Below are 21,013 nucleotides of genomic sequence, written 5' to 3' on the forward strand. Positions count from 1 at the left end.
CTCTCCTCCGGACGGCCAATCCTATGGCGCGGCGGCGGGAAAAGGCAATCTATCCGACGCTGCCCTCGAGGCTGACTTCCAGCAGCTTCTGCGCCTCGACGGCGAATTCCATCGGCAGCTCCTGCAGCACTTCGCGCACGAAGCCGTTGACCAGTAGGGCGACGGCCTGCTCCTCGCCGATGCCGCGCTGGCGGACATAGAAGAGCTGGTCTTCGGAGAGCTTGGTGGTGGTGGCTTCGTGTTCGAGCTGCGCGTCGGCGCGGCGGTTTTCGACATAAGGCACGGTATGCGCGCCGCAGCGGTCGCCGATCAGCAGGCTGTCGCACTGGGTGAAGTTGCGGGCGCTCTCGGCCTTCTTATGGATCGAGACGAGGCCGCGATAGGTGTTGTCGGACTTGCCGGCGGAGATGCCCTTGGAGATGATGCGGCTCTTCGTGCGCTTGCCGAGGTGGATCATCTTGGTGCCGGTATCGGCCTGCTGGCGGCCATTGGTGACGGCGATGGAATAGAACTCGCCGACCGAGTCGTCGCCGCGCAGGATGCAGGACGGGTATTTCCAGGTGATGGCGGAGCCCGTTTCCACCTGTGTCCAGGAAATCTTGGAGCGATGGCCCCGGCAATCGCCGCGCTTGGTGACGAAATTGTAGATGCCGCCTTTGCCGTCTTCATCGCCCGGCCACCAGTTCTGGACGGTGGAGTATTTGATCTCGGCATCGTCCAGCGCGACGAGCTCGACGACGGCAGCGTGCAGTTGGTTCTCGTCGCGCATCGGGGCGGTGCAGCCTTCGAGATAGGAGACGTAGGCGCCTTCATCAGCGACGATCAGCGTACGTTCGAACTGGCCGGTGCTTTCGGCGTTCATGCGGAAATAGGTCGACAGCTCCATCGGGCAGCGTACGCCTTTGGGAACGTAGACGAAGGTGCCATCGGAGAAGACGGCAGAGTTGAGGGTGGCAAAGAAATTATCCGACTGCGGAACAACTGAGCCAAGGTATTTCTTCACGAGCTCCGGATATTCATGCACGGCTTCGGAAATCGACATGAAGATCACGCCGGCTTTCTTCAGCTCCTCGCGGAAGGTGGTGGCGACGGAGACAGAGTCGAACACGGCGTCGACGGCGACACGCGGTTTCTCGCGCGCGGTGGCGGCGGTTTCGGCGGCGCCTTCGACGCCGAGCAGCACTTCGGCCTCGCGCAGCGGGATGCCGAGCTTCTCATAGGTCTCGAGAATTTCCTTCGGCACATCGTCGATCGACTTGTACTTCGCCCCGGCTTTCGGCGCGGCGTAATAGTAGAAGGCCTGATAATCGATTTCCGGATAGCGCAGGCGCGCCCAGGTGGGCTCCTCCATCGTCAGCCAGCGGCGATAGGCTTCGAGGCGCCAGTCGAGCAGCCATTCGGGCTCGCCCTTCTTCGCGGAGATGAAGCGGACGGTATCTTCAGAGAGGCCCTTCGGGGCCATGTCCATTTCGATGTCGGTGATGAAGCCGGCGGAATAGTTCTCCGACTCGAGGCGCTTCGCCGCCGCGACGGTGCCGGCATCAATGCCGTCCTTCACCTTCACTTCGGTGCAGTCCTCGTCGTGCTCATCAATTCCGCCGCAGCAATCCATCACGCGGTTTCCTTCAATACTGTCCGTCTCGCCGCCTCCAGCCAGGCATCGGCGAGTTTGCCGAAATCTTCTGGCCTCGAGTCCCAGCCGAAGCTGGCGCGGACGGAGGCTTCGGCAAGCGCGTCATCGGCGCCCATCGCCATCAGCACAAGTGATCTTTTCACCTTGCCGGACGAGCAGGCTGAGCCAGCCGAGAGGCAGACGCCGGCAAGGTCCATCGCCATCACCTGCGTTTCGGCGCGGAAGCCGGGGCGGGCAAAGTTGGATGTGCCGGCCAGGCGGGGGCTCGCTTCGCCGATCACGGTGACGCCGCCTTCGGCTTTCAGGCGCGCTTCCATCGCATCGCGGTGCTTTGCCAGCATGGCATATTTGGGGAGATCGCGCACGGCGGCCTCTGCGGCGGCGCCGAAACCGGCCATGCCCGCGACATTCTCCGTGCCCGAACGCAGGCCGCGTTCCTGCCCGCCGCCATATTGCAGCGCTTTCAGCGGCGCCCCGGCCCGGTGCCAGAGGGCGCCGGTGCCCTGCGGCCCGCCGATCTTGTGGGCGGAGAGGGCGATATAGTCCGCACAGAGGAGGGCTGCGTTGACCGGGACCTTGCCGAGCGCCTGCACCGCGTCGCAGACGGTGAGCCCGCCCGCCTCGCGCACGAGGGCGGCGGCATCGGCGACGGGCTGGATGATGCCGGTCTCGTTATTGGCGAGCATCAGCACGAGGATCGGCGTGCCCTTGATGGCCTTGTCCCATTTGGCGAGGCGCGTGTTCAGGTCCGCGAGGTCTACCTGCCCGCTCGCCAGCACATAGGCGGTCTCCACCGGCACGCCGGCATAGGCGGCGGCCTTGGTGGCGGCGTCATGCTCGATGGCGGAGACGATGAGGGTGGCCTTTGCGTCCAGCGCCAGGACGGCGCCCTGAATGGCGAGGGCGAGGGATTCGGTGCCCCCGCTGGTAAACACGATATCTTCGGCCCGCGAGCCGATGGCGGCACCGATCTGGCCGCGCGCCTTCTCCACCACGGCACGGGCCGCCCGCCCGGCCTTGTGGACCGAGGAGGGGTTGGCAGCGCCCAGGTCCAGTGCGGCGAGCATGGCCTCGCGGGCTTCCGGCCGGATCGGGGCGGTGGCGTTGTAATCGGCATAGATCATTGTGCCCTCTATATAGGCCTTTCCGGCCTGTCTCGCACCTGCAGAAAAATTTGCTTTTTCAGATGGTTTTGGCCTATCTACCCGCCCTTCAGCAGGAAAAGCCGAGGATCAGATGGCAGAAATCATCATTCCGGGCCCGCAGGGGCGGATCGAAGCGCGTTATACCGAGCCGCCATATCCGGGCGCGCCGATTGCCCTGATCCTGCACCCTCACCCGAAAGCCGGGGGCACGATGCAGGACCCGGTGACGATCATGCTGTACCAGCTGTTCGAAAAGCACGGCTTTGGCGTGCTGCGCTACAACTCGCGCGGCGTTGGCCGGTCGCAGGGCGTGTATGATCAGGGCATCGGCGAGCTGGAAGATGCTGCCTATGTGCTCGACTATCTCGAGAACCTGTCGGAATCGCCGCGCTATGTCTGGTGCGCGGGTTATTCCTTCGGCGCCTGGATCACGCTGCAGCTGCTGATGCGCCGCCCGGAGATTGACGGCTTTCTCGCCATCTCGCCGCCGGCGAACCATTATGACCTCTCCTTCCTCGCCCCCTGCCCGGCTTCGGGCCTGATCGTTTCGGGCGATGCGGATTCGATCGCCTCGCCGGAGGATGTCGAGCGGGCGCTGACGAAAGTCCGTGTGCAGAAGGGTCACAAGGTCGAGCGCGCGAAGGTGAAGGGCGCAAACCACTTCTACGTGGACAAGCGCGAAGAGCTGGTCACCGTTTGCGAAGAATACCTCCTGCGCCGCCTCGCCGAAGCCGAACAGCAACTGCGCCTCGAAGCGGATGAAGATGCCGATGACGCCGAAGTGGTCGAGGAAGAAGAAGACTTCGAAGAGTAAGAGAGGCTGGCCCGTTCACACTTGAACGGGCCGCCGCCTTCCGCATACGGAGCGCTGATCATGGCCACAATCCGGTTTGCGGACAGCTCCGACACGGAAACCATCCTTCGCTTCATCCGCGCACTCGCCGCGTATGAAAAGCTGGAGCATGAATGCTTCGCCGATGAAGAGGGGCTGCGCACGCATCTGTTCGGACCGCGCCCCTATGCCGAAGTCCTGCTGATCGAGGAAGACGGCGAAGCGCATGGCTTCGCGTTGTTCTTCCATAACTTTTCGACCTTCCTGGCGAAGCCCGGCATCTATCTCGAAGACCTGTTCGTCGACCCCGCCCAGCGCGGTAAGGGCTATGGCAAGGCGCTGCTGGCGAGGCTCGCGGAAATCGCTATCGAGCGCGGCTGCGGCCGGCTCGAATGGTCGGTGCTCGACTGGAACCAGCCGTCCATCGACTTCTACCTCTCACTGGGCGCAAGGCCGATGGATGAGTGGACGATCTACCGGCTGGACGGCGACGCCCTGTCCGGACTTGCCAGCGCCTAGGTCCGGCTCTCCCAGCCAAAGATCTTCCCGCCGATCTGAGGCGCAGGCACGCCCGTTGTCGTTGGCCAGCTGATCGGCAGGTCGCGCACAGTGCGGGCGGCGAGGAAGGCGAAGGCTTCGGCTTCGATGGAATCGCCGCGCCAGCCAGCCTCTTCGGCTGACATCAGCGCGCACGGCAAGGCGCCCTTCAGGGCGGCCATCAGCGCCGGATTGTGCCGTCCGCCGCCGCAAGCGATGACGCGGGCAGGTTTCTCCGGGAGCTGATCAATTCCCGCTGCGACGGAGGCCGCCGTGAATGCGGTGAGCGTTGCGGCGCCATCTTCCAGCGACAGGCCGTCGGCCATGCCGGCGTTGAAGTCATACCGATCGAGCGATTTCGGCAGTTTCTCGCTGAACCAGGGATGGTCCATCAGCCGCGCGAGGCGCGCCGTATCGACCTTGCCCGCGAGCGCGAGGCGGCCGCCGGCATCGTGCGTGCCCTTGCCGTGACGCTCCACCCATTCGTCGATGGGGCCGTTCGCGGGGCCGGTATCGCAGGCGATCAGCGTGCCGTCCGAGAGGCGCGCGGTGATGTTGGCCACGCCACCGAGGTTCAGCACGACCGCTGTCTCGCCGCCGAGCCGGTCCATCAGCGCGGCGTGGTAGGCGGGGGCCAGCGGCGCGCCCTGCCCGCCGGCCTCAACATCGGATGTGCGGAAATCGCAGACCATCGGCACGCCGAACGCCTTCTGCAGGCCGAAGGGATCGACCAGCTGCAGGGTGGCGCCCTTGGCGCCGGGCTTTGCGCGCCGGTGCAGCACGGTCTGGCCATGCACCCCGGCGAGCGCAGGGCGGATGGCCCGCTCCGGGCCGGTCAGCATCTGCCAGGCCTCGAAATGGGTGCGGCTGATCACGTCGAGCGCGGCCCGGAACGGCGCTTCGGGGACCGGCCCCTGCCAGTTCCAGGCCCGCGCGGCATCGGTGGCTGCCTGCAGCAGGGCGCGCTCGGCGGGGGTGTACTTGCGCTCCACGGCCGGGCCGAATTCGGCAACCTTCTCCCCATCTGTGAGAATCATGGCGGCATCGACCGCATCCAGCGAGGTGCCGGACATGAAGCCGGCCACCCAGACGGGCCGTGTTTTTTCGGTAACGGTGTTCAAGCCCTGCCCTTTCCGTGTTAGGCGCGCGTCTGCTCCACGGAGACACAAGAAAATGAGCCAATACAAGTCGGAATTCCTGCACGAGCTCAGCTGGCGCGGCTTCATCAAGCAGATGACGCATGAGGCAGAGCTGGACGCTTACTGCGCCTCGGGAACGCCTGTGGCTTATATCGGCTTTGACGCGACGGCGGACAGCCTGCATGTCGGCCACCTGATGAGCATCATGATGCTGCGCATCTTCCAGCGGCACGGCGGCCGGCCAATCACCCTCATGGGCGGCGGCACGACCAAGATCGGCGACCCTACCGACAAGGAAAAGTCGCGCCCGCTGCTCACCAATGACCAGATCAACGCCAATATCGCCGGCATCAAGAAAGCCTTCGATCCCTACATCAACTATGCCGGCCCGAACGGCGCTATCATGGCGAACAATGCCGACTGGCTGGACAAGCTCGGCTACATTGATGTGCTGCGCGATATCGGCGTGCACTTCACCATCAACACGATGGTGAAGCAGGACACGGTTGCGCGCCGCCTGGAGGCTGAGCAGCCCTACACTTTCCTCGAGTTCAACTACCTGCTGCTGCAGTCCTACGACTTCCTCGAGCTGTTCCGGCGCCATGGCTGCCGCCTTCAGCTTGGCGGGTCGGACCAGTGGGGCAACATCCTCGGCGGCGCAGACCTGATCCACAAGATCGAGGGCCAGCAGGCGTTTGGCCTGACGTCGCACCTCATCACCACCGCCTCCGGCGCGAAGATGGGCAAGACGGTGGGCGGCGCGGTGTGGCTCAATGCAGAGCGCAAGAGCCCGTATGAATACTGGCAGTTCTGGCGCAACACGGAAGATGCCGATGTCGGCCGGTTCATGCGCTTCTTCACGGACCTGTCGCAGGAGGAGATCGTTCGCTTCGAAGCCCTGAAGGGCGCCGAGATCAACGATGCCAAGATTGCGCTGGCGAACGCGGCGACGGCCTTGCTGCACGGCGATGCCGCGGCGCAGGAAGCTGAGGCGGCGGCAAAGGCTGTGTTCAGCGCAGGTGCGTCTGCCGATGCACTGCCCACGGCAACTGTTCCGCATGCGGAGCTTGAGGCGGGCCTGCTCGTCGCGGCGGCCTGCACCGCAGCAGGCCTGTCAAAGTCCAACGGCGAAGCGCGGCGCCTGATCGAGCAAGGCGCGATCAAGGTGAATGATGAAGCTGTGACGGATCCGAATGCGAAACTTTGGGCGTCGGACATGAAGGACGGCGCGATCAAGCTGTCGGCCGGCAAGAAGCGCCATGCGCTGATCAAGGCGGGGTAGTCTTCAAAGCCCCTTCTCCCTGGGGAGAAGGGTGCGCTGCACTGTGGGAAACCGGATTTTCAGAACGTCTCGTTCTTGATCGCCGGCAATTCCTTCGGCAGCGGCGCTTCTTTGGGGCGTGCCTTGGCTTCGGGAATCTTGGTGTCCGACGGGTTCTCGAAGATGCGGCGGATGACGCCGGGGGCGAGGGCCGAGAGCGGGTTGACCGAGACGTTGGCCTTTTCCAGTTTGCCGCGCACACCGTAAGTCAGCGAGAGCACGCCTTCGCCATCGCGCCCGACCACGAGATCGCCGAGGATCGGAATTCCTCCGAGGGCGGAGTTTACGCCGAAGCTCGGCACCAGGACGCCGTCGATCTGGATATCGCTGGACTTGGTATCAATGAAGCCGTTCGCCGTAAGGCCAAGGGCCGGACCCTGCGCCTTGGCACCTTCGATCACATAGCGCCCGCCGGAGATCTTCATCGGGACATCGATGCGGCTGAAATTGACACCCTCGCCCGACAGCGTATCCGCCAGGCCGCGCAGCGAGGCGAGCGACAGGATCTGCGTCAGGAAGGGCGCATTGCTGAGGCGGGCATCGGTGACCTGCAACTGGATTTCCGCCGGCTTGCCGTCATGTTCCAGTGTGCCGGTCATCTTAAGCTTCCCGCCGGTGATGAAATCCGCATTCAGGAAAGCGCTGGCGAGGAAGCCGGCATCGCCAGTTGTCACATCCAGCTTTGGTGCGCCCTGCCGTGCATCAATGCTTGCCTCAAGCGGCGCGCCGCCAGCCGCCGTGCCGGTTGCATTGAAGGTCTCGAAGCCTTTCTTGCCGGACGTGATCGACACTTTCGCGTTGCGCAGATCGAGTCCTGCACGAACTGTCAGCCGCTCAACCGCCGCATCAAGGCTCATGCCGCCGCGCCCTTCGCGGTCATCCGCACCCAGAGTACCGAGGCCGGGCATCAGCCCGGAAACATCAAGGTGCTTGCCGCCTAGCCGCAGCACGAGCTGGTCAGCGGCGTTGCGGCTGACCTTGCCGTTCACATCCGCCACGTTGCGGAAATAGGCGCGGCGAAGGTCTGCCGAGACCAGCCGTGTGTCCGGACCGAGGGTGAAGTCGCCGTCTATGGCGGCGCCATCAGCGGAAAAAATCACGCGCGATGTCGCCCGGTCGCCGTTCAGCGAATAGTTGATGGCCGCCGCCGCCGCGCCGCCGCGCGGTTTCAACCAGCCGATCTCGGCCGCATCGAGCCGGGATTCCCGGAAGTCGATCTTCACATCCGCCGTAGTCAGGTTTGCGCCGTCGAGCGTAGCCTTCACATCCAGCGGCGCCTCGCCGGTCATGTAGGCGCGCCCCAGCAGGCCGAAGCCGTTGATGAAATCCGGCGTGACGATGCCCTTGGCCACAAGTGCGGCGGGCTTGCCGTCCTCGGCGAACGTATCCGTCCAGGTGAAGTCGACCGGCGAGGGGCCGAGGCTGCCCTGCCCGGCCAGGACAATGCCTTTGGAGTCGACATTCACATCGACGATGCCGCCCGTGAAATCAAACCCGAACGCAGCGGCTTTCAGGCCCGCATTGCGCAGCTTGCCGAAGGCGTTGAAGCGCATGTCCTCATACGGAACATCGTTCAGCGCCGGGCGGAACATTTCATAGGTGCCCTCGGCCTCGCCGGAGATGCGCGCCGGGTCGAGATCGAACTCCAGCCGGGAGTCTGCCAGTACACGGATGATGTTCCGCGCCGGGCCGCGCCCCTTGGCGAACACGCGGAACTCCGATCCGCGCGGATAGAAGGCCGGGAAATCCACCAGCCCTTCGGTCACCGCCCAGCCGGCATAAGCGGCGCTGTCGGCCACCACGCGGAAGCTGTTGCCCGTCAGCCGGCCCTTGCCGCGAGCATTTTCCACGGCCGGCAGGTCCGACAGGAATTTCACGCGCGCATCCTCGACATCGAATGTGACATCAAGATCTGTATCCCGCAGGTGGCCTTCCGCCATGCTGTCGCGCTGCAGCGATACCTTGCCGATGGCGTTGCGCGCCTTGCCTGCCTCGACATTCATCGCGCCCCAGTCGCGCGCGCTGGCGGCAAGCTTCACCGGCCAGAGCGCGATCACGGTCTGCAGCGGCAACTCTCCCGGCACACGCACGTCCAGCGAACCGATCACCGGCAATTCGCCGGGCTGCTGGTCCGGCGTGCGCGCGAGGTCGCCCTTGATCTCGAAGGCCGCGCCGCCGGTCACCAGTTTCGCATCAAGCCCGCGCACCGCGAGCAGGTCGAGGTCCGCCTCGCCGGCGGCCTCGAGGCTTGCAAAGTCCACCGGCGCGGCGAGCAGCGGGGTCAGGTCGGCGGTCAGGGCCGGGCTCTTGATCCGGAAGGGCCGGAAGCCCTCGCCCGTCAGCGCGCGGTCCAGTTCGATTTCCGCCCGCCCCTTGAACTGGCCGAAGCCGACCGACTCCAGAACGAAAGCCAGCTTGTCATCGGCACGGGCATAATTGCCCGTCAGGCGCACATCCCGTACGGGCTGCACCCCATCGAGAAACTTCAGGGCGCCTTCGCCGCTCCGTGCGGCAAGCCGCACGTCCTCGATGCCCTCTGCTTCGGTGAAGGCCACCGAAATCTCGAAATTCGATTCCAGTCCTTCCGCGGTTTCGCCGCCAAGGCCGATGCGCCGGAACAGTTCGCCGAGCGGCCAGTTGGCCACGCCCAGCTCGGCCAGCATGCGCGTGCCTCTCTCGCTGGTCTTCATGCGCAGGGCCATGCCGCCCGGCATGCCTTCGCCGAGCCCGCTGCCGGACAGGGTGAGGCTGAGCCCATCGGCCGTGCGTGTCAGCGCGCCTGTGGTGTGCTGCACCGATCCGACCTGCGCCTGGTCCTGCCCGCGCACGCGCAGCTCGAAGCCATCAAAGCGCACCGCCTCGATCGTCAGTCCCCGGTCGGTCTCGCGCAGGGCGGCCAGCCATTCGGGCAGGACGGTGTTGGCATAATCGAGCCAGCCTTGCGGTGTGGACGGCAGCTCCCGCGCCTTGAACTCGGGCAGCGGATCGCCCGCAATCTGCCATTCGGTGCTGCTGACCTGGTCCAGCCCGACCCAGCCGTCTTCCATCGACAGGCGCAGTACTTCGATATCGCCGAGCAGCAGCGCCGAGGAAGAGAGCACGAGGCCGGCCCGGCGCGCCTCGGCCGCCGGGCGCCCTTCGCTGTCCATGAGGCGCACGTCCTGCGCCCGGATGCGGATGCGCTTGTCTTCCGGCGACCATTCCAGCTGCAGCGCCCCGATGGAGACCGGCCGGCCTTCGCGCGCTTCGGACAGGGCCTGTTCGACATCCTCCCGGAAGGGGCCGAGATCGATCGGCCCGCTCGACAGGCGCAGCCAAAGCAGAACGCACGCCGCCATCAGCACCAGGACGAGGCCGCCAAGGATCTCCATGATGACAACAGACGCGGTCTGGCGGACCAATCCAAAACTCCTCTGGACGCGGGTTTGCCGCACGCCCAATGACAGAGAGAAACTATAATAACGTGAATTGGTTGAAACTATGGGAGAACTGCATGCCTGCTGAGCTGAAAGCCGGAAAAAAGGCCCCCGATTTCAAGCTGGAAACCACGGGCGGGCCAAAGCACCTGAAGGACTTTGCCGGCCAGCACCTCGTGCTCTACTTCTATCCCAAGGACGATACGCCAGGCTGCACCCAGGAAGCGCTCGACTTCACCGCCCATGAGGCCGCCTTCCGGAAGGCCGGCGCCGCTATTCTGGGCGTCTCTCGCGATCCCCTGAAGAAACACGAGAAATTTGCTGCAAAGCACAATCTGACCGTCCTTCTTGGCAGCGACGAGGACGGGGCGGTTTCAGGCGCCTATGGCACCTGGCAGGAAAAGTCCCTGTACGGCAGAACTTACATGGGCATGGTGCGGGCAACGGTGCTGATCGGGCCGGACGGACGAATCGTCCGGGTCTGGCCGAAGGTCAAAGTGAAGGGCCATGCCGAAGAGGTTCTGGCGGAAATCACCGGAAAACACGCCTGAGGCCCAATTTGAGGGCAGATCCCTGCCCCAGATGCCGGGTTAATAAGAAGTTTACGCTCTGGACCTAACATTGCAGAAAAATATGATTTGCGGGGGTTCCGCACCCTTTCGAAATAGGTATGTATGTCGGCGGGGAATGGGAAGCCGGCCGCAGTGGGCACTGCGGCTTCATAAGAAGTTTCCAGCGAACGGGTAGCTTGCATGGCGAAGTGGAGTTCGAACCTCAAGGCTGCGTTCGACCGCGCTTTTCCGGAACGTCAAATCTATCACCGCAGCGGCGGCACGGTCCGCTATATTTCCGTATCCCCCTGGCAACAGGCCATGATGGCAGCCGGCGCGACCGCCGTGGCCGGGTGGACCGTGTTCGCCACGGCCAGCTTCGTGTTCACCGGCAGTGATGCCGGCGTTCCCGGCGGCGAGGGCAAGGAACTCGCCAAGTATGAGCGCTGGGTGCAGGACCTGCGCGCCCGCGAGTCGCTCCAGCGTACCCTGCTCGAGGAGCGCTCCCGGGAAACCGCCGATCTCGAGAAGAAGCAGAAGGCGCTCGAGGAACTGCTGAACGAAATGCGCGAGGATGACGGGCAGAAACTGTCCGCCCTCGAAGGAAACGGCGCCTCCCTCCTGGTCGAGGCCTCAATCGAAGAAGCCGACCGCCGCGAGTCCCGCGACACCCAGTTTGCCAGCGCCGGCTTCAGCGTACCGGCCCCGCGCGGCACCTCCAAGGCGATCGAGCAGGACATCTACCGCCTGTTCAACCATATGGAAGACCTCGCCGCCGAGCGCGCGGAACGTGCCCGCGGCGTGCTCGCCCTCACAAATGTTGGCACCGACAGCCTGCTGGCGAGCAACGGTGTCGGCGGCCCGGAAGTGTCGATGGGGGCGCTGACCTCCTCGGCCTCGGAATGGTCGTTCGGGGACAAGACCTTCATGAGCCGCATCATGCAGGCCCGCGCCCGGATCGCGGAAATGAAGCATTTCGAGAAGATCGTGGCGGACCTGCCGCTCGGCCAGCCGGTCGGGGTGCCCTACCGCTTCACCAGCCCCTACGGCGTCCGCGTCGACCCCTTCACCAAACGCCCCTCGCCCCACATGGGCATGGACATGGCAGCATATCGCGACGCCCCGATCATCACCACCGGTCCCGGCAAGGTCAGCTATGCCGGCGCCCGGTCGGGCTACGGTCTGCTGGTCGAGATCGATCACGGCCACGGGTTCAAGTCCCGCTACGGCCACCTGCGGTCGATCACGGTGTCAAATGGTGCTACAGTCAAGACCGGTGATCTGGTAGGACGTATGGGCTCCACCGGTCGCAGTACCGGTGACCACCTCCACTACGAAGTGTGGTACAACGGCAAACCCTACGACCCCATGAAATTCCTGAAAGCAGGCCGACATGTTCACAAAGAATAACAAGACCCCGGAAGCCGCCCCGCCCGAGCCCGCGAAAGTGGTGCCCGCTCAGGACGCGATCCGGGGGGCTGCCACGAAGACGGCAGCGCGCGCGGCTTCGATCATTTGCGCCGACATGAAGATCAACGGCTCGATCAGTTCCGAAGGCGCCCTGCAGATCGACGGCATCGTCGATGGCGACGTTTCCGCGACCGACATCACCATCGGCGCTTCCGGCCAGATCACCGGCGAGGTGAAGGCCGAGGTCGTGAAGGTGAAAGGCAAGATCAGGGGCTCCATTCGGGCCCGCAAGGTCGAGCTGGAAACCGGCGCGCATGTGAAGGGCGACATCGTCCATTCCTCGCTGCAGATTCAGTCGAACGCTGTGTTCGAAGGCCAGGTGAAGCACGCGGATGACCCGCTGCGCGAAACTGGCCCGCAAGCCGCCAGCGAGAGCAAGCCTGCCTCGGCTTCGCTCGGTTCGGGCTTCGGCATTTCCAGCCAGCCGAGCTGAACCGGACTGACATTCCGAATACCGAACGCCGGCCCGCAAGGCCGGCGTTTTTTCTTTGCCCCCCAGACATGTTCCCGGCAGGAGCGCCTCACCGGAAACACAAAGCCCCGGACCAGAGGACCGGGGCTTTGCCATTCAGTATTGAACCAGGTCAGATCAGACCGGCTGTGCGTTGCGGCACTGCGGCGTTGCCTTGAACTTCTCGCGGCCCGCATTCAGGCGCTCGGCAATCGTCTTGCAGCCTTCCGGCTGGGCGTCGCCAAGACCCTGCAGCTTCTTGCAGATCTTGTCTTCGTTCACGAGGTTGAGGACGGCAGACTGCACTTCGAAGCAGACGAGTGCGTCCTTGGTTTCCTCTTCCGAGTTCATGAACTCGAGCCAGCCGCGGCCACCGGCATTGCCGGCCTGACGGAAGGCTTCCTTGGCGCCGTCGCGGTCGCCACGCTCGAAGCGGGACTGGCCGATCCGCACCCAGACGGTGCCGCGATCTTTCACGCCGCCGAGTTTCAGCGCCTGCTGCAGCGCATCCTCAGTTTCCTTCCACTTCTGCAGCTCGCTGTAGGAGGCGCCGAGACGCTCGTACATCGCGCCGCCACCGCCCATTTCGGCAGCCCGGCGGATGACCGGAATGGCTTTCTCGTGCTCGCGCGCAACCTGGTAGAAGTCGGCCAGCAGGGACATCCTCTCGACCGTCGCCTTGATGCGGCCGGCATTCATTTCCTTCTCCAGCACTTTCGCGGCGTAGTATGGCGCGTTGAACTGGTTGTAGAAGTTCACGATGCGCATGATCTCGTCTTCGGTCTTCAGGATACCGGCGAGGTACATGGCCTTCTGGACTTCAAACGCCTTGCGCTGTTCGTTTTCCTGGAAGTAATTGCCGGCGATGGCATCCCAGTACTTGCGCTCTTCCGGGCGGCGCTCGACGAGCACTTCGAGGACTTCAGCGAGTTTCGCCTTCTGGCCGCTCTCGTTGTAGAGGAAGACGAGCAGGTCGTAGAGTTGCTGGTCGAACTTGGCGCCATCGTCACGGCGCACTTCCTCGGCCCAGCGTACCGCTTCCTTGTAGTTGTCGATGCGCTGATACAGGACCGCCAGCTGCCATTTCTGGGTGCGGTCAGGCTTTCCGCCAGCGTTGATCCAGCGCATCATGTAGTCGAGCGCCAGCTTCTGGTCTTCCATCTGCAGATAGATCTGCGCGATGTTGTAATAGGTCTGGGCCGCCTGGTCCGCCGGGATATAACCCTTGTTCAGTGCGTCCAGCAGGTCCTTGATCGCGCCAGCGCGGTCGCCCTGCTCGATCTTGATATAGGCCGACAGACGGATGACAGCGCCTTCCTCGTAGCAGTTCAGCGGCTGGCTCCTCAGCTGGTTCAGCTTCGCGATGGCGGTGGCCCAGTCCTTGTTCTGCATCGCTGCGGTTTCAGCATCGAGATAGGCCTGTCCGGTCTTCGCGCCGAACTGCGTTTCCGTGCAGGCCTGGGCCAGCGCGGAGCCGGCGCCCATCAGACCCAACAGGCCCGCCGCCACAGCCCCTTTGAGGAAAACACTCAGTTTCATCATTTCTCTCCTGGCCGCTTTACAGCGGCTTACACTCTCGCTTGCAGGTCTCTCCGGCAGTCTTGCGCCGCCTGGAGAGGAGAAGGAGCAGGCGGCTGGCCCTGGCGAACCCCTGCCCGGATTGAGCCCTACTGGATGTTGAATTCCAGCGGGTAGACCACGTTCCGGCGCTCAACCGCCTTGCCGCGGACGATCTTCGGGGCGAATTCCACACGGCTCACGGCACGCTCGGCTTCCGACTTGAACACGCTGTCCGTGCAGGTGGCCTGCACATTGTACGGCTTGCCGCGGGTATCCACGTCAAAGCGAACGTCGCAGCTGCCTGAGATGCCGCGTTCGGCGGCGCGCTGCGGGAAGGACGGTGTCGGCGGGCGGATCGGCTGTGCGTCGCGGTCAGAGACGGCCACTGGATCGATCGCGAGCGACTTCATCCGGCCAAGATCGAGGTTCTGCGGAACAGCCCCGTCGATCTTCGGAGTCGGCAGGTTGATGCTCGACTTGGTGGCCGACTGTTTCGGCGGCGGCGGCGGCTTCTGGGCTGAGTCAATCCGCTGCGGCTTGGCCCGCTGGCGCGTGCGCGCCTCGGAATCCTGCTGCTGCGGCGTGATCGCCGCCAGAACCCGCTGTTCGCCGGATGCCAGATTCAGCTCTTTCACCGAAATCAGCAGGTTCATGACCATGAAGATTATCAGGACGATCGGGATCGCGATGACCGTCGCCACCAGGATCCGCATGAAGGGACTATTGAACATCGCCTGTCTCCCTAACCCGTCGTTTTCGCCGAGATGTTGATAACAGTGTCACCATCAATCTTGTTGATAGCTTCCATTACGTCAACCATTACCGACGCATCTGCGTTCACATCTGTTTGAATCACGACTTCACCGCGTGGGTTGTCGAGCCGCATTTCCTTGATGGTGAAGCCGACTTCAGCCGGATTGATCTTCTTCTTGTCGATATAGATGTCGCTATTGGCATCGATGGCGATCAGGATCGCCAGCGGCTTGGCCTGTGACTTGTTCTCGACTTCAGGGCGAAGGATCTGGACACCCGGTTCCTTGATGAACTGGGCCGTCACGATGAAGAAGATCAGCAGGATGAACACCACGTCGAGCATCGGCGTGAGGTCGATGTCGGTGCCGCCTTCGGAATATTCACGTCTTGCACGTGCCATAGTTACGCTCTCCTGCGATCAGGTCTGAGTGATGAGGATGTTGACGCGTTCCTTGAAGCCCGCGTTGTAAGCCTCATCCCGGATCTGCACCACCACGCCGCTTTTCGCCTTGGGGTGAGCTTGAATGATAAGCGCACTATTGGGCGATTCTGCGACAACCCGTTCGATGTTCGCACGCACCGAGCTGATGTCCGTCGGGCGTCCGTTCACCGTGATCAGGTTCGATTCCTCGACCAGGATCAGAATGGCAGGCACCTGGACTTTCTCTTCATCGGGCGGTGTCGGCGGCGGCGGCGGCTCGAGGCCGATGGCCTCTTCCCGCGCAAAGGTCGACGTCACGATAAAGAAGATCAGCAGGATGAACACGACGTCGAGCATCGGCGTCAGGTCGACGTTGGCCTCGTCGGGCCGTCTTGTCTTGCGTCCGCGCATCAGCCGATCTCCATCGAGTCTTCAACCTGCTGGACCGAGCGATTGACGCGGCGATCCATACCGGACGTGAACATGATGCCCGAGAGAGACGCGACCATGCCGGCCATGGTCGGGATGGTGGCACGCGACACGCCGGCCGACATGGCCTTTGCGTCTGCACCTGCTGTGATCGCCATGATGTCGAACACGGCCACCATGCCCGTCACCGTGCCGAGCAGGCCGAGCAGCGGCGCGAGGGCGACCATCGCCTTCGTCAGCTGCACGTTCTGTTCCGCCTTGATCCGGACTTCCGACACCAGCTTGTCACGCACCCAGTGGGCGAGTTTGGATTTCCGGTCGGAGCGCGAACGCCACTCCGCAATTGCCTCGGCGGCAACCTGCTTGTGCGCGAACCGGAAATAGAACAACCGCTCCAGAATCAGGGCCCACATGACGAAAGTCGCCGCCATGATGACCAGCAGCACGGGGCCGCCTCGATCCAGAAAGGCCTGTAGGTCTTGAAAACCCATGCGGGTTACTCCTCCAGGGGTTGGGTCAGGACGGGCTTACGCCCGTCCCCCGTGCATCGACTCCATCTTCTCGGCGACGAGACCTGCGGCCTGTTCGTCAAGAAGCTGCTGATTGGTGCGGGCCATCGACGAGACGACCGCGTGAATGAGCAGCAGCGGGATAGCGGCCACAAGACCGAACACTGTTGTCATGAGAGCGACCGAGATACCGCCTGCCATCAGCTTCGGATCGCCGGCACCGTAGATGGTGATGGCGGTGAAGGTGATGATCATACCCACAACGGTACCCAGAAGGCCGAGCAGCGGGGCGACAGCAGCAAATACCTTGATGATGTCGATGCCACGCTCGAGACGGGGGGCCTCGCGCAGGATCTGCTCGTCGAGCTTGAGTTCAAGCGTTTCGACGTCGCGGTTGCGGTTGTTCTCGTAGACTTCGAACACACGGGCCAGCGGGTTGCCGGTGCCAGCCTGACGGCTCTTCGCGGTCGCGCGCATGGCGGCGCCGGTCGTGAACAGCGTGAAGACCTTGTAGAAGCCGAGCAGGAGGCCGATGACAGCCAGGATGGCAATCACGGCACCGACCTGGCCACCTTGAGCAAGACGGTCAGCAAATTTCGGCAGTTCGCCGAGGATGCCGAACAGGTTGCCTTTCGACGGGTCGACCGGGGCCTTGATCACTTCGCCTTCGCCAGCGCGGGCGAGTTTCGTCATGGCGCTGGAGTACGGGCCTGAAGGCTGGGTCTTGAAGACTTCGAGGAAGCTTTCGCCGCGCTCGCCGCGCTTCACTTCAACGAAACGGCCGCCATTGACGGTCGCGGCGTTGAACACGCCGATACGGATCAGTTCGGCTTCGGCAATCGAGCCGCCTTCGCCGAGGCCGTTCACCGGCGCCGTGAAGGTTTTGACTTCCGATTGGGCAATCATTTCCTGAAGCATCGCCTTCGGCAGACGCTCCAGCTGGCCACGGTTCGGGAGAACGCGGGCTTCCGCGATTTCGGCAATGCCGGCAACGCGGTCAGTATAGTCGAAGTTTGCGAAGGAGTTCGCGATTTCCGGCATCGTGGCACCGGCGGCCGAGCGGAACTGGCCAAGGAGTTCCTGGAAGTCGCCGGCGAGGGTCGAAACCTGCGCTTCGAGTGCGCCGAGGCGGGCTTCGTTGGCATCGAACTCGACGCTCAGGGCGCGGGCTTTGCCTTCAGCGGCAGCAAGCACGTTGCGGGCTTCCTGCATGCTCGCAGCCTGGCTGGCGCGGTCCTGTTGGAACTGACGCAGGCGAGCCTGGTCTTCCGTCGACATCTGGTTCGCGTCCTGGCGAACACGGTTCAGAACGTCGCTGAGCGATTGGGCCGAGGCGGGCATGGAGACAGCGAGCGAGACCGAGCCGAAGAGGACTGCGGCGCCCAGTGCCTTGAGATTGGATTTGAACGTTTTCATGACTCTGTAAACCTTCGTTTCTGAGCGACTGGCCGCTTACTGGACCGAGAATTTCTGAACCGGGGCGAACAGCACGACTTGCTGGGCTTTGCCCTGCGCCACGCGGATTGCCTGCTGAATGTCGGGAACGAAGCTGCCCGGAAGCGCGACCCACTCACCCTTGGCGCGGTCATAACGCGCGGCCTTGCCGTTCGGCGTGACATATACATAAGCAACGCGGCCGTAGAGGAACATGTCGACGTTGGTCGGGTTGCCGTCGATGTTCATCGTTTCCTGCCAGGTGCTGACCGTGCGGCCATATTCCATCTCGGCCGAGTAGGCTTCCATGATCAGGCGGTACTGCTCGGAGGAGGTGATGTCCGGAGCGCGCATCGCGGCATCCAGGGCCTCGAGGCGGGCATCGCGGATGTCCTTCTTAAAGGGAAGGTCAGCGGCGACGAACATTTTCAGGTCTTCGACCATGCTGAGCAGCATCGGCACCGTCTGCGCCGTGATGTCGTCGATCGAACCGAGCTGTTCTGTCAGCGACGCGATTTCCTCGCGCTGCGACTGGACAACCAGTTCCTGCTGTTTCGCGAACAGTTCTGCCGCATCCCGGCGCTGCAGCAGCGTGCGGTACTCGCGAACCATGTCCGAACGGTCATCGTCCAGCTGATTGATCTGGTCCTGGACCTGCTCAGCCTTGCGGGTCGCCGCTTCGCCGGTGGCAAGGGCCTCGCGAAGCTGGGCATTTGCCGGGATGGCCAGGCCCGCGATCAACGCAACAGCGATCACGCTGCGGGCCGGTGACAGAAGTTTCATCATGAGGATTGCCTCTCACTCTCCAAACGGTCGCGCCGTAGCGCGCAAAATCCTGGGTTCTGGGCGCGCCTGCTGACGAGGCCGTCCCGTTGATATCCAGCCACACACACAGAGCCGGACGTGAGAAATGGAAGTGAAAGGGATGACCCTCACCACCTCCCCTGACTTGTTATGGAGCGTTAATCGCTCTCTCTTTATCTGCCTGTTGGGCGGCGGCGTCTTCTGCGCCACGACCGGCAAAGCCCTTAGCCATGAAGTGCGACGGTAACAATCCTCTAATTGCGGATCAATCGCGCTTTACGATTCGTTTAGAAAATACCCGGCCTCCCCCTGAACGCAATCAGCGCGACGCAGTGGATGACAGTTTAGACATCATCTTTCATGCCGGGATGTCAGCCTGATGACACCCGCAGAATCCTGACGCGCGAGTCATTTCCGGAAATGGGTGGGAGAGTGGCTGGGGTGCTAGGATTCGAACCTAGGGTGGCGGTACCAAAAACCGCTGCCTTACCACTTGGCGACACCCCAACAGTGGAGCGCGCGAAATAGCTACTCTTTGCGGTGCTGGCAACTCCCGAAAATCGCATTCACTGCGGCAAGCTGCCTGCCTTGCCGGCAGGGTGCGCTGACACATGAATCTACATATGCCTGTTGGGGCGCCCTTTACTTTTTATCGATTATCAACAATATCGACATTCGGAAACTCCGGATACCTTACCAGCAGAGGAACAGTCCCGGTCATGAAAACCTTCTTCCTGTCGATGGCAGGCGCTTTCGTCGCGATGATCCTGTTCATCGTGCTCTTCTTTTTCGGGCTGATCTTCCTCGCTGTCAGCGCGGCGAGTTCCAAGCCGCCGCGGCCGAGCAATGTCGTCCTCTCGCTCGACCTCAATGCCGCCCTGCCCGACCAGGCACCAACCGCCGGGTTTGCCGCCTTCTCAGGCGTGCCCGGCTTCACGGACCTGCTCTTGAAAATCCAGGCCGCCGAATCCGACGACACCGTGAAGGGCATCTACCTGCGCGGCTCGCTGACCGGCATCGGCTCGTCCCGCTCCGAAGAGCTGCGCGATGCGCTGAAGAATTTCCGCGCCGCGGGCAAGTTCGTGGTCGCCCACACGCAGGGCATGATCGCCCTCGGTGGTCCGTCCGCCTACTATTCGATCTCCGCCGCTGACGAGATCTGGATGCAGCCGGGCACCGACCTGATGATCAGTGGGGTGACGTTTGAAACCGAGTTCCTGAAAGGCCTGTTCGACAAGATCGGCCTCACCCCGCAGATCTACGCGCTCTACGAATACAAGAACGCGCCGAACTCGTATAATGAAACCGGCTACACACCTGCGCACCGCGAGGCGCTGGAAACGCTGGCCACCTCGATGTGGGAAACAGCGCTTGCCGATATTGCCGAAGACCGCGGCATGCAGCCCGCGCAATTGCGCAGCCTGCTCGAGTCCGGACCGAAACCGGCTGAAAAAGCCGAAAAGCTGAAGCTCGTCGACAAGCTCGGCTGGCCGGAAGATGCAGAGGACGCCGTGCTGGAGCGTGCCGGCGAGCGCTCGGAACTCGTAGACCTCATGTCCTACACGCCGCCGCCTTCCAAGGCGAAAGCCAAGGACGGCATGATCGCCATCGTGGGCGGTGAAGGCGCGGTCGTCACCGGCGGCAACAGTTCCGACTCGCTGTTTTCCGAGCCGCCTGCCTTCGCCTCCGACATTGTCGCGCGCGCCATTCTCGATGCCGCCGAAAATGACAACGTGAAGGCCATCGTCTTCCGCGTCGACAGCCCCGGAGGATCGCCCACCGCATCCGACCAGATCTGGCGCGCCGTGAAACGTGCGCAGGAGAAGGGCAAACCCGTCGTCGTCTCGATGGGCTCGCTCGCAGCTTCCGGCGGCTATTATGTCTCCGCCGGCGCTGACGCCATCCTCGCCAACCGCACGACGATCACCGGCTCGATCGGCATCTTCGGCGGCAAGTTTGCGCTGGACGGCACCTTCAACAAGATCGGCATCACCTTCGACGCGGTGACCGTTGGCGGCGATTTCACCAACGCTTATGGCATCGGCAAGTTCAACCAGGCCCAGGAGGCGGAAATCCGGGCATGGCTGAAGCGTGGCTATGATCGCTTCGTCGGCATCGTCGGCGAAGGCCGCGAGATGTCGTATGATGAAGTCCACGAAATCGCCCGCGGGCGCGTGTGGAGCGGCGAGCAGGCGAAAGCCCGCGGCCTTGTCGACGAGATCGGCGGCTTCACCTCCGCCATCCGCAAGGCGCAGGAACTGGCCGGCATGGATACGTCCAAGGCGCCGCTTATTACCCACTACCCGCATCGCAAGTCGGGCTTCGAAGCGCTCGAGAGCCTGTTCGGCGTCTCGGCAGAAACCGCCCGCGCGGCGGCTGTGCTGAGCGCCATCGCCGGTGACGAGCGCACCCAGGCGATCCTCGAGGAACTCGCCGCCGCCGAAGCCATGAACTCGGGACAGGCCATGGCTGTCGGCCCGCGCATCCGCGAGCGCTAGGCGCCCGCCGCCTCCCCGTCTGCGGCCCGCCGGAACCCCTCCGGCGGGCCGTTTTCATTGGCCCGGCGCCACTCGCACTCGCCTGTTGCAGGTACAGCGCTTGTGGAGAC

At 63.4% G+C, this 21,013-nt stretch carries 18 protein-coding genes and 1 tRNA gene; 7 read left to right on the forward strand and 12 right to left on the reverse strand.

Going from position 1 to position 21,013, the window contains the following annotated elements; all coding sequences use genetic code 11:
- Positions 1-49: 49 nt before the first annotated feature.
- Together sufB and ACK4TE_RS04235 are read right to left on the reverse strand one after the other, a co-directional pair.
- Complete coding sequence (gene sufB / locus ACK4TE_RS04230; RefSeq protein ID WP_409910235.1) at positions 50-1,612, reverse strand: Fe-S cluster assembly protein SufB; 1,563 nt, start codon at positions 1,610-1,612, stop codon at positions 50-52.
- Positions 1,612-2,757 carry a cysteine desulfurase family protein gene (locus ACK4TE_RS04235; protein WP_409910236.1) on the reverse strand — a complete coding sequence of 382 codons (1,146 nt, stop codon included), beginning with the start codon at positions 2,755-2,757 and terminating at the stop codon, positions 1,612-1,614. Before ACK4TE_RS04235 ends, sufB begins: the two co-directional genes overlap by 1 nt.
- Positions 2,758-2,869: 112 nt before the next feature.
- On the opposite strand from ACK4TE_RS04235, the gene ACK4TE_RS04240 reads away from it, so the two are divergent.
- Both ACK4TE_RS04240 and ACK4TE_RS04245 read left to right on the forward strand, forming a co-directional pair.
- Positions 2,870-3,592 carry an alpha/beta hydrolase gene (locus ACK4TE_RS04240; protein WP_409910237.1) on the forward strand — a complete coding sequence of 241 codons (723 nt, stop codon included), beginning with the start codon at positions 2,870-2,872 and terminating at the stop codon, positions 3,590-3,592.
- A 60-nt stretch (positions 3,593-3,652) separates the two neighbouring features.
- Positions 3,653-4,129 carry an N-acetyltransferase family protein gene (locus ACK4TE_RS04245; RefSeq protein WP_409910238.1) on the forward strand — a complete coding sequence of 159 codons (477 nt, stop codon included), beginning with the start codon at positions 3,653-3,655 and terminating at the stop codon, positions 4,127-4,129.
- Here the strand turns inward: ACK4TE_RS04245 and ACK4TE_RS04250 are convergent.
- Complete coding sequence (locus ACK4TE_RS04250) at positions 4,126-5,268, reverse strand: anhydro-N-acetylmuramic acid kinase (protein WP_409910239.1); 1,143 nt, start codon at positions 5,266-5,268, stop codon at positions 4,126-4,128. The two genes, ACK4TE_RS04245 and ACK4TE_RS04250, sit on opposite strands and share 4 nt — an antisense overlap.
- Positions 5,269-5,320: 52 nt before the next feature.
- Here ACK4TE_RS04250 and tyrS point away from each other — a divergent pair, with 52 nt between their 5' ends.
- A complete protein-coding gene (gene tyrS / locus ACK4TE_RS04255; protein WP_409910240.1) occupies positions 5,321-6,568 on the forward strand; it encodes a tyrosine--tRNA ligase in 1,248 nt (415 codons plus the stop codon).
- A 59-nt stretch (positions 6,569-6,627) separates the two neighbouring features.
- On the opposite strand, the gene ACK4TE_RS04260 is transcribed toward tyrS, so the two are convergent.
- Positions 6,628-10,008, reverse strand: coding sequence for an AsmA-like C-terminal domain-containing protein (locus ACK4TE_RS04260; protein WP_409910241.1), 3,381 nt, complete (start codon positions 10,006-10,008; stop codon positions 6,628-6,630).
- A gap of 92 nt (positions 10,009-10,100) precedes the next feature.
- Here ACK4TE_RS04260 and ACK4TE_RS04265 point away from each other — a divergent pair, with 92 nt between their 5' ends.
- The 3 genes from ACK4TE_RS04265 (at position 10,101) to ACK4TE_RS04275 (ending at position 12,477) form a co-directional block, all read left to right on the forward strand.
- Complete coding sequence (locus ACK4TE_RS04265; RefSeq protein ID WP_409910242.1) at positions 10,101-10,574, forward strand: peroxiredoxin; 474 nt, start codon at positions 10,101-10,103, stop codon at positions 10,572-10,574.
- Positions 10,575-10,775: 201 nt separating this feature from the next.
- A complete protein-coding gene (locus ACK4TE_RS04270; RefSeq protein WP_409910243.1) occupies positions 10,776-11,984 on the forward strand; it encodes a peptidoglycan DD-metalloendopeptidase family protein in 1,209 nt (402 codons plus the stop codon).
- On the forward strand, positions 11,968-12,477 hold the full coding sequence (locus ACK4TE_RS04275; RefSeq protein ID WP_409910244.1) for a polymer-forming cytoskeletal protein: 510 nt from the start codon (positions 11,968-11,970) through the stop codon (positions 12,475-12,477). Before ACK4TE_RS04270 ends, ACK4TE_RS04275 begins: the two co-directional genes overlap by 17 nt.
- Positions 12,478-12,633: 156 nt before the next feature.
- Here the strand turns inward: ACK4TE_RS04275 and ACK4TE_RS04280 are convergent, their stop codons facing one another.
- From ACK4TE_RS04280 to ACK4TE_RS04315, 8 genes are all read right to left on the reverse strand, one after another.
- Positions 12,634-14,034, reverse strand: coding sequence for a tetratricopeptide repeat protein (locus tag ACK4TE_RS04280; protein WP_409910245.1), 1,401 nt, complete (start codon positions 14,032-14,034; stop codon positions 12,634-12,636).
- A 128-nt stretch (positions 14,035-14,162) separates the two neighbouring features.
- Positions 14,163-14,786, reverse strand: coding sequence for a TonB family protein (locus ACK4TE_RS04285; protein ID WP_409910246.1), 624 nt, complete (start codon positions 14,784-14,786; stop codon positions 14,163-14,165).
- An 11-nt stretch (positions 14,787-14,797) separates the two neighbouring features.
- Positions 14,798-15,208 carry an ExbD/TolR family protein gene (locus ACK4TE_RS04290; RefSeq protein WP_409910247.1) on the reverse strand — a complete coding sequence of 137 codons (411 nt, stop codon included), beginning with the start codon at positions 15,206-15,208 and terminating at the stop codon, positions 14,798-14,800.
- An 18-nt stretch (positions 15,209-15,226) separates the two neighbouring features.
- Positions 15,227-15,640 carry an ExbD/TolR family protein gene (locus tag ACK4TE_RS04295; RefSeq protein WP_409910248.1) on the reverse strand — a complete coding sequence of 138 codons (414 nt, stop codon included), beginning with the start codon at positions 15,638-15,640 and terminating at the stop codon, positions 15,227-15,229.
- Entirely contained in the window at positions 15,640-16,149 is a 510-nt protein-coding gene (locus ACK4TE_RS04300) for a MotA/TolQ/ExbB proton channel family protein (RefSeq protein WP_409910249.1), read from the reverse strand. The genes ACK4TE_RS04295 and ACK4TE_RS04300 overlap by 1 nt, the downstream gene beginning before the upstream one ends.
- 36 nt (positions 16,150-16,185) lie before the next feature.
- Positions 16,186-17,583 carry a MotA/TolQ/ExbB proton channel family protein gene (locus ACK4TE_RS04305; protein WP_409910250.1) on the reverse strand — a complete coding sequence of 466 codons (1,398 nt, stop codon included), beginning with the start codon at positions 17,581-17,583 and terminating at the stop codon, positions 16,186-16,188.
- A gap of 36 nt (positions 17,584-17,619) precedes the next feature.
- A complete protein-coding gene (locus tag ACK4TE_RS04310; RefSeq protein ID WP_409910251.1) occupies positions 17,620-18,387 on the reverse strand; it encodes a DUF3450 domain-containing protein in 768 nt (255 codons plus the stop codon).
- A 451-nt stretch (positions 18,388-18,838) separates the two neighbouring features.
- Positions 18,839-18,912 (reverse strand) — tRNA-Gln (locus tag ACK4TE_RS04315).
- Positions 18,913-19,124: 212 nt separating this feature from the next.
- Here ACK4TE_RS04315 and sppA point away from each other — a divergent pair.
- A complete protein-coding gene (sppA, locus tag ACK4TE_RS04320; protein WP_409910252.1) occupies positions 19,125-20,903 on the forward strand; it encodes a signal peptide peptidase SppA in 1,779 nt (592 codons plus the stop codon).
- Positions 20,904-21,013 lie beyond the last annotated feature (110 nt).

Origin of the sequence: Hyphomonas sp. (assembly GCF_046313975.1) — a bacterium.
In the GTDB taxonomy this organism is placed as follows: domain Bacteria; phylum Pseudomonadota; class Alphaproteobacteria; order Caulobacterales; family Hyphomonadaceae; genus Hyphomonas.

Bases quoted from the DNA above. Each gene is read 5' to 3' on its own strand.
- ACK4TE_RS04300 (WP_409910249.1), bottom strand. From the start codon at position 16,149: ATGGGTTTTCAAGACCTACAGGCCTTTCTGGATCGAGGCGGCCCCGTG.
- ACK4TE_RS04265 (WP_409910242.1), top strand. From the start codon at position 10,101: ATGCCTGCTGAGCTGAAAGCCGGAAAAAAGGCCCCCGATTTCAAGCTG.
- ACK4TE_RS04280 (WP_409910245.1), bottom strand. From the start codon at position 14,034: ATGAAACTGAGTGTTTTCCTCAAAGGGGCTGTGGCGGCGGGCCTGTTG.
- ACK4TE_RS04245 (WP_409910238.1), top strand. From the start codon at position 3,653: ATGGCCACAATCCGGTTTGCGGACAGCTCCGACACGGAAACCATCCTT.
- ACK4TE_RS04270 (WP_409910243.1), top strand. From the start codon at position 10,776: ATGGCGAAGTGGAGTTCGAACCTCAAGGCTGCGTTCGACCGCGCTTTT.
- ACK4TE_RS04235 (WP_409910236.1), bottom strand. From the start codon at position 2,757: ATGATCTATGCCGATTACAACGCCACCGCCCCGATCCGGCCGGAAGCC.
- tyrS (WP_409910240.1), top strand. From the start codon at position 5,321: ATGAGCCAATACAAGTCGGAATTCCTGCACGAGCTCAGCTGGCGCGGC.
- ACK4TE_RS04305 (WP_409910250.1), bottom strand. From the start codon at position 17,583: ATGAAAACGTTCAAATCCAATCTCAAGGCACTGGGCGCCGCAGTCCTC.
- ACK4TE_RS04240 (WP_409910237.1), top strand. From the start codon at position 2,870: ATGGCAGAAATCATCATTCCGGGCCCGCAGGGGCGGATCGAAGCGCGT.
- sufB (WP_409910235.1), bottom strand. From the start codon at position 1,612: ATGGATTGCTGCGGCGGAATTGATGAGCACGACGAGGACTGCACCGAA.
- sppA (WP_409910252.1), top strand. From the start codon at position 19,125: ATGAAAACCTTCTTCCTGTCGATGGCAGGCGCTTTCGTCGCGATGATC.
- ACK4TE_RS04310 (WP_409910251.1), bottom strand. From the start codon at position 18,387: ATGATGAAACTTCTGTCACCGGCCCGCAGCGTGATCGCTGTTGCGTTG.
- ACK4TE_RS04295 (WP_409910248.1), bottom strand. From the start codon at position 15,640: ATGCGCGGACGCAAGACAAGACGGCCCGACGAGGCCAACGTCGACCTG.
- ACK4TE_RS04290 (WP_409910247.1), bottom strand. From the start codon at position 15,208: ATGGCACGTGCAAGACGTGAATATTCCGAAGGCGGCACCGACATCGAC.
- ACK4TE_RS04275 (WP_409910244.1), top strand. From the start codon at position 11,968: ATGTTCACAAAGAATAACAAGACCCCGGAAGCCGCCCCGCCCGAGCCC.
- ACK4TE_RS04285 (WP_409910246.1), bottom strand. From the start codon at position 14,786: ATGTTCAATAGTCCCTTCATGCGGATCCTGGTGGCGACGGTCATCGCG.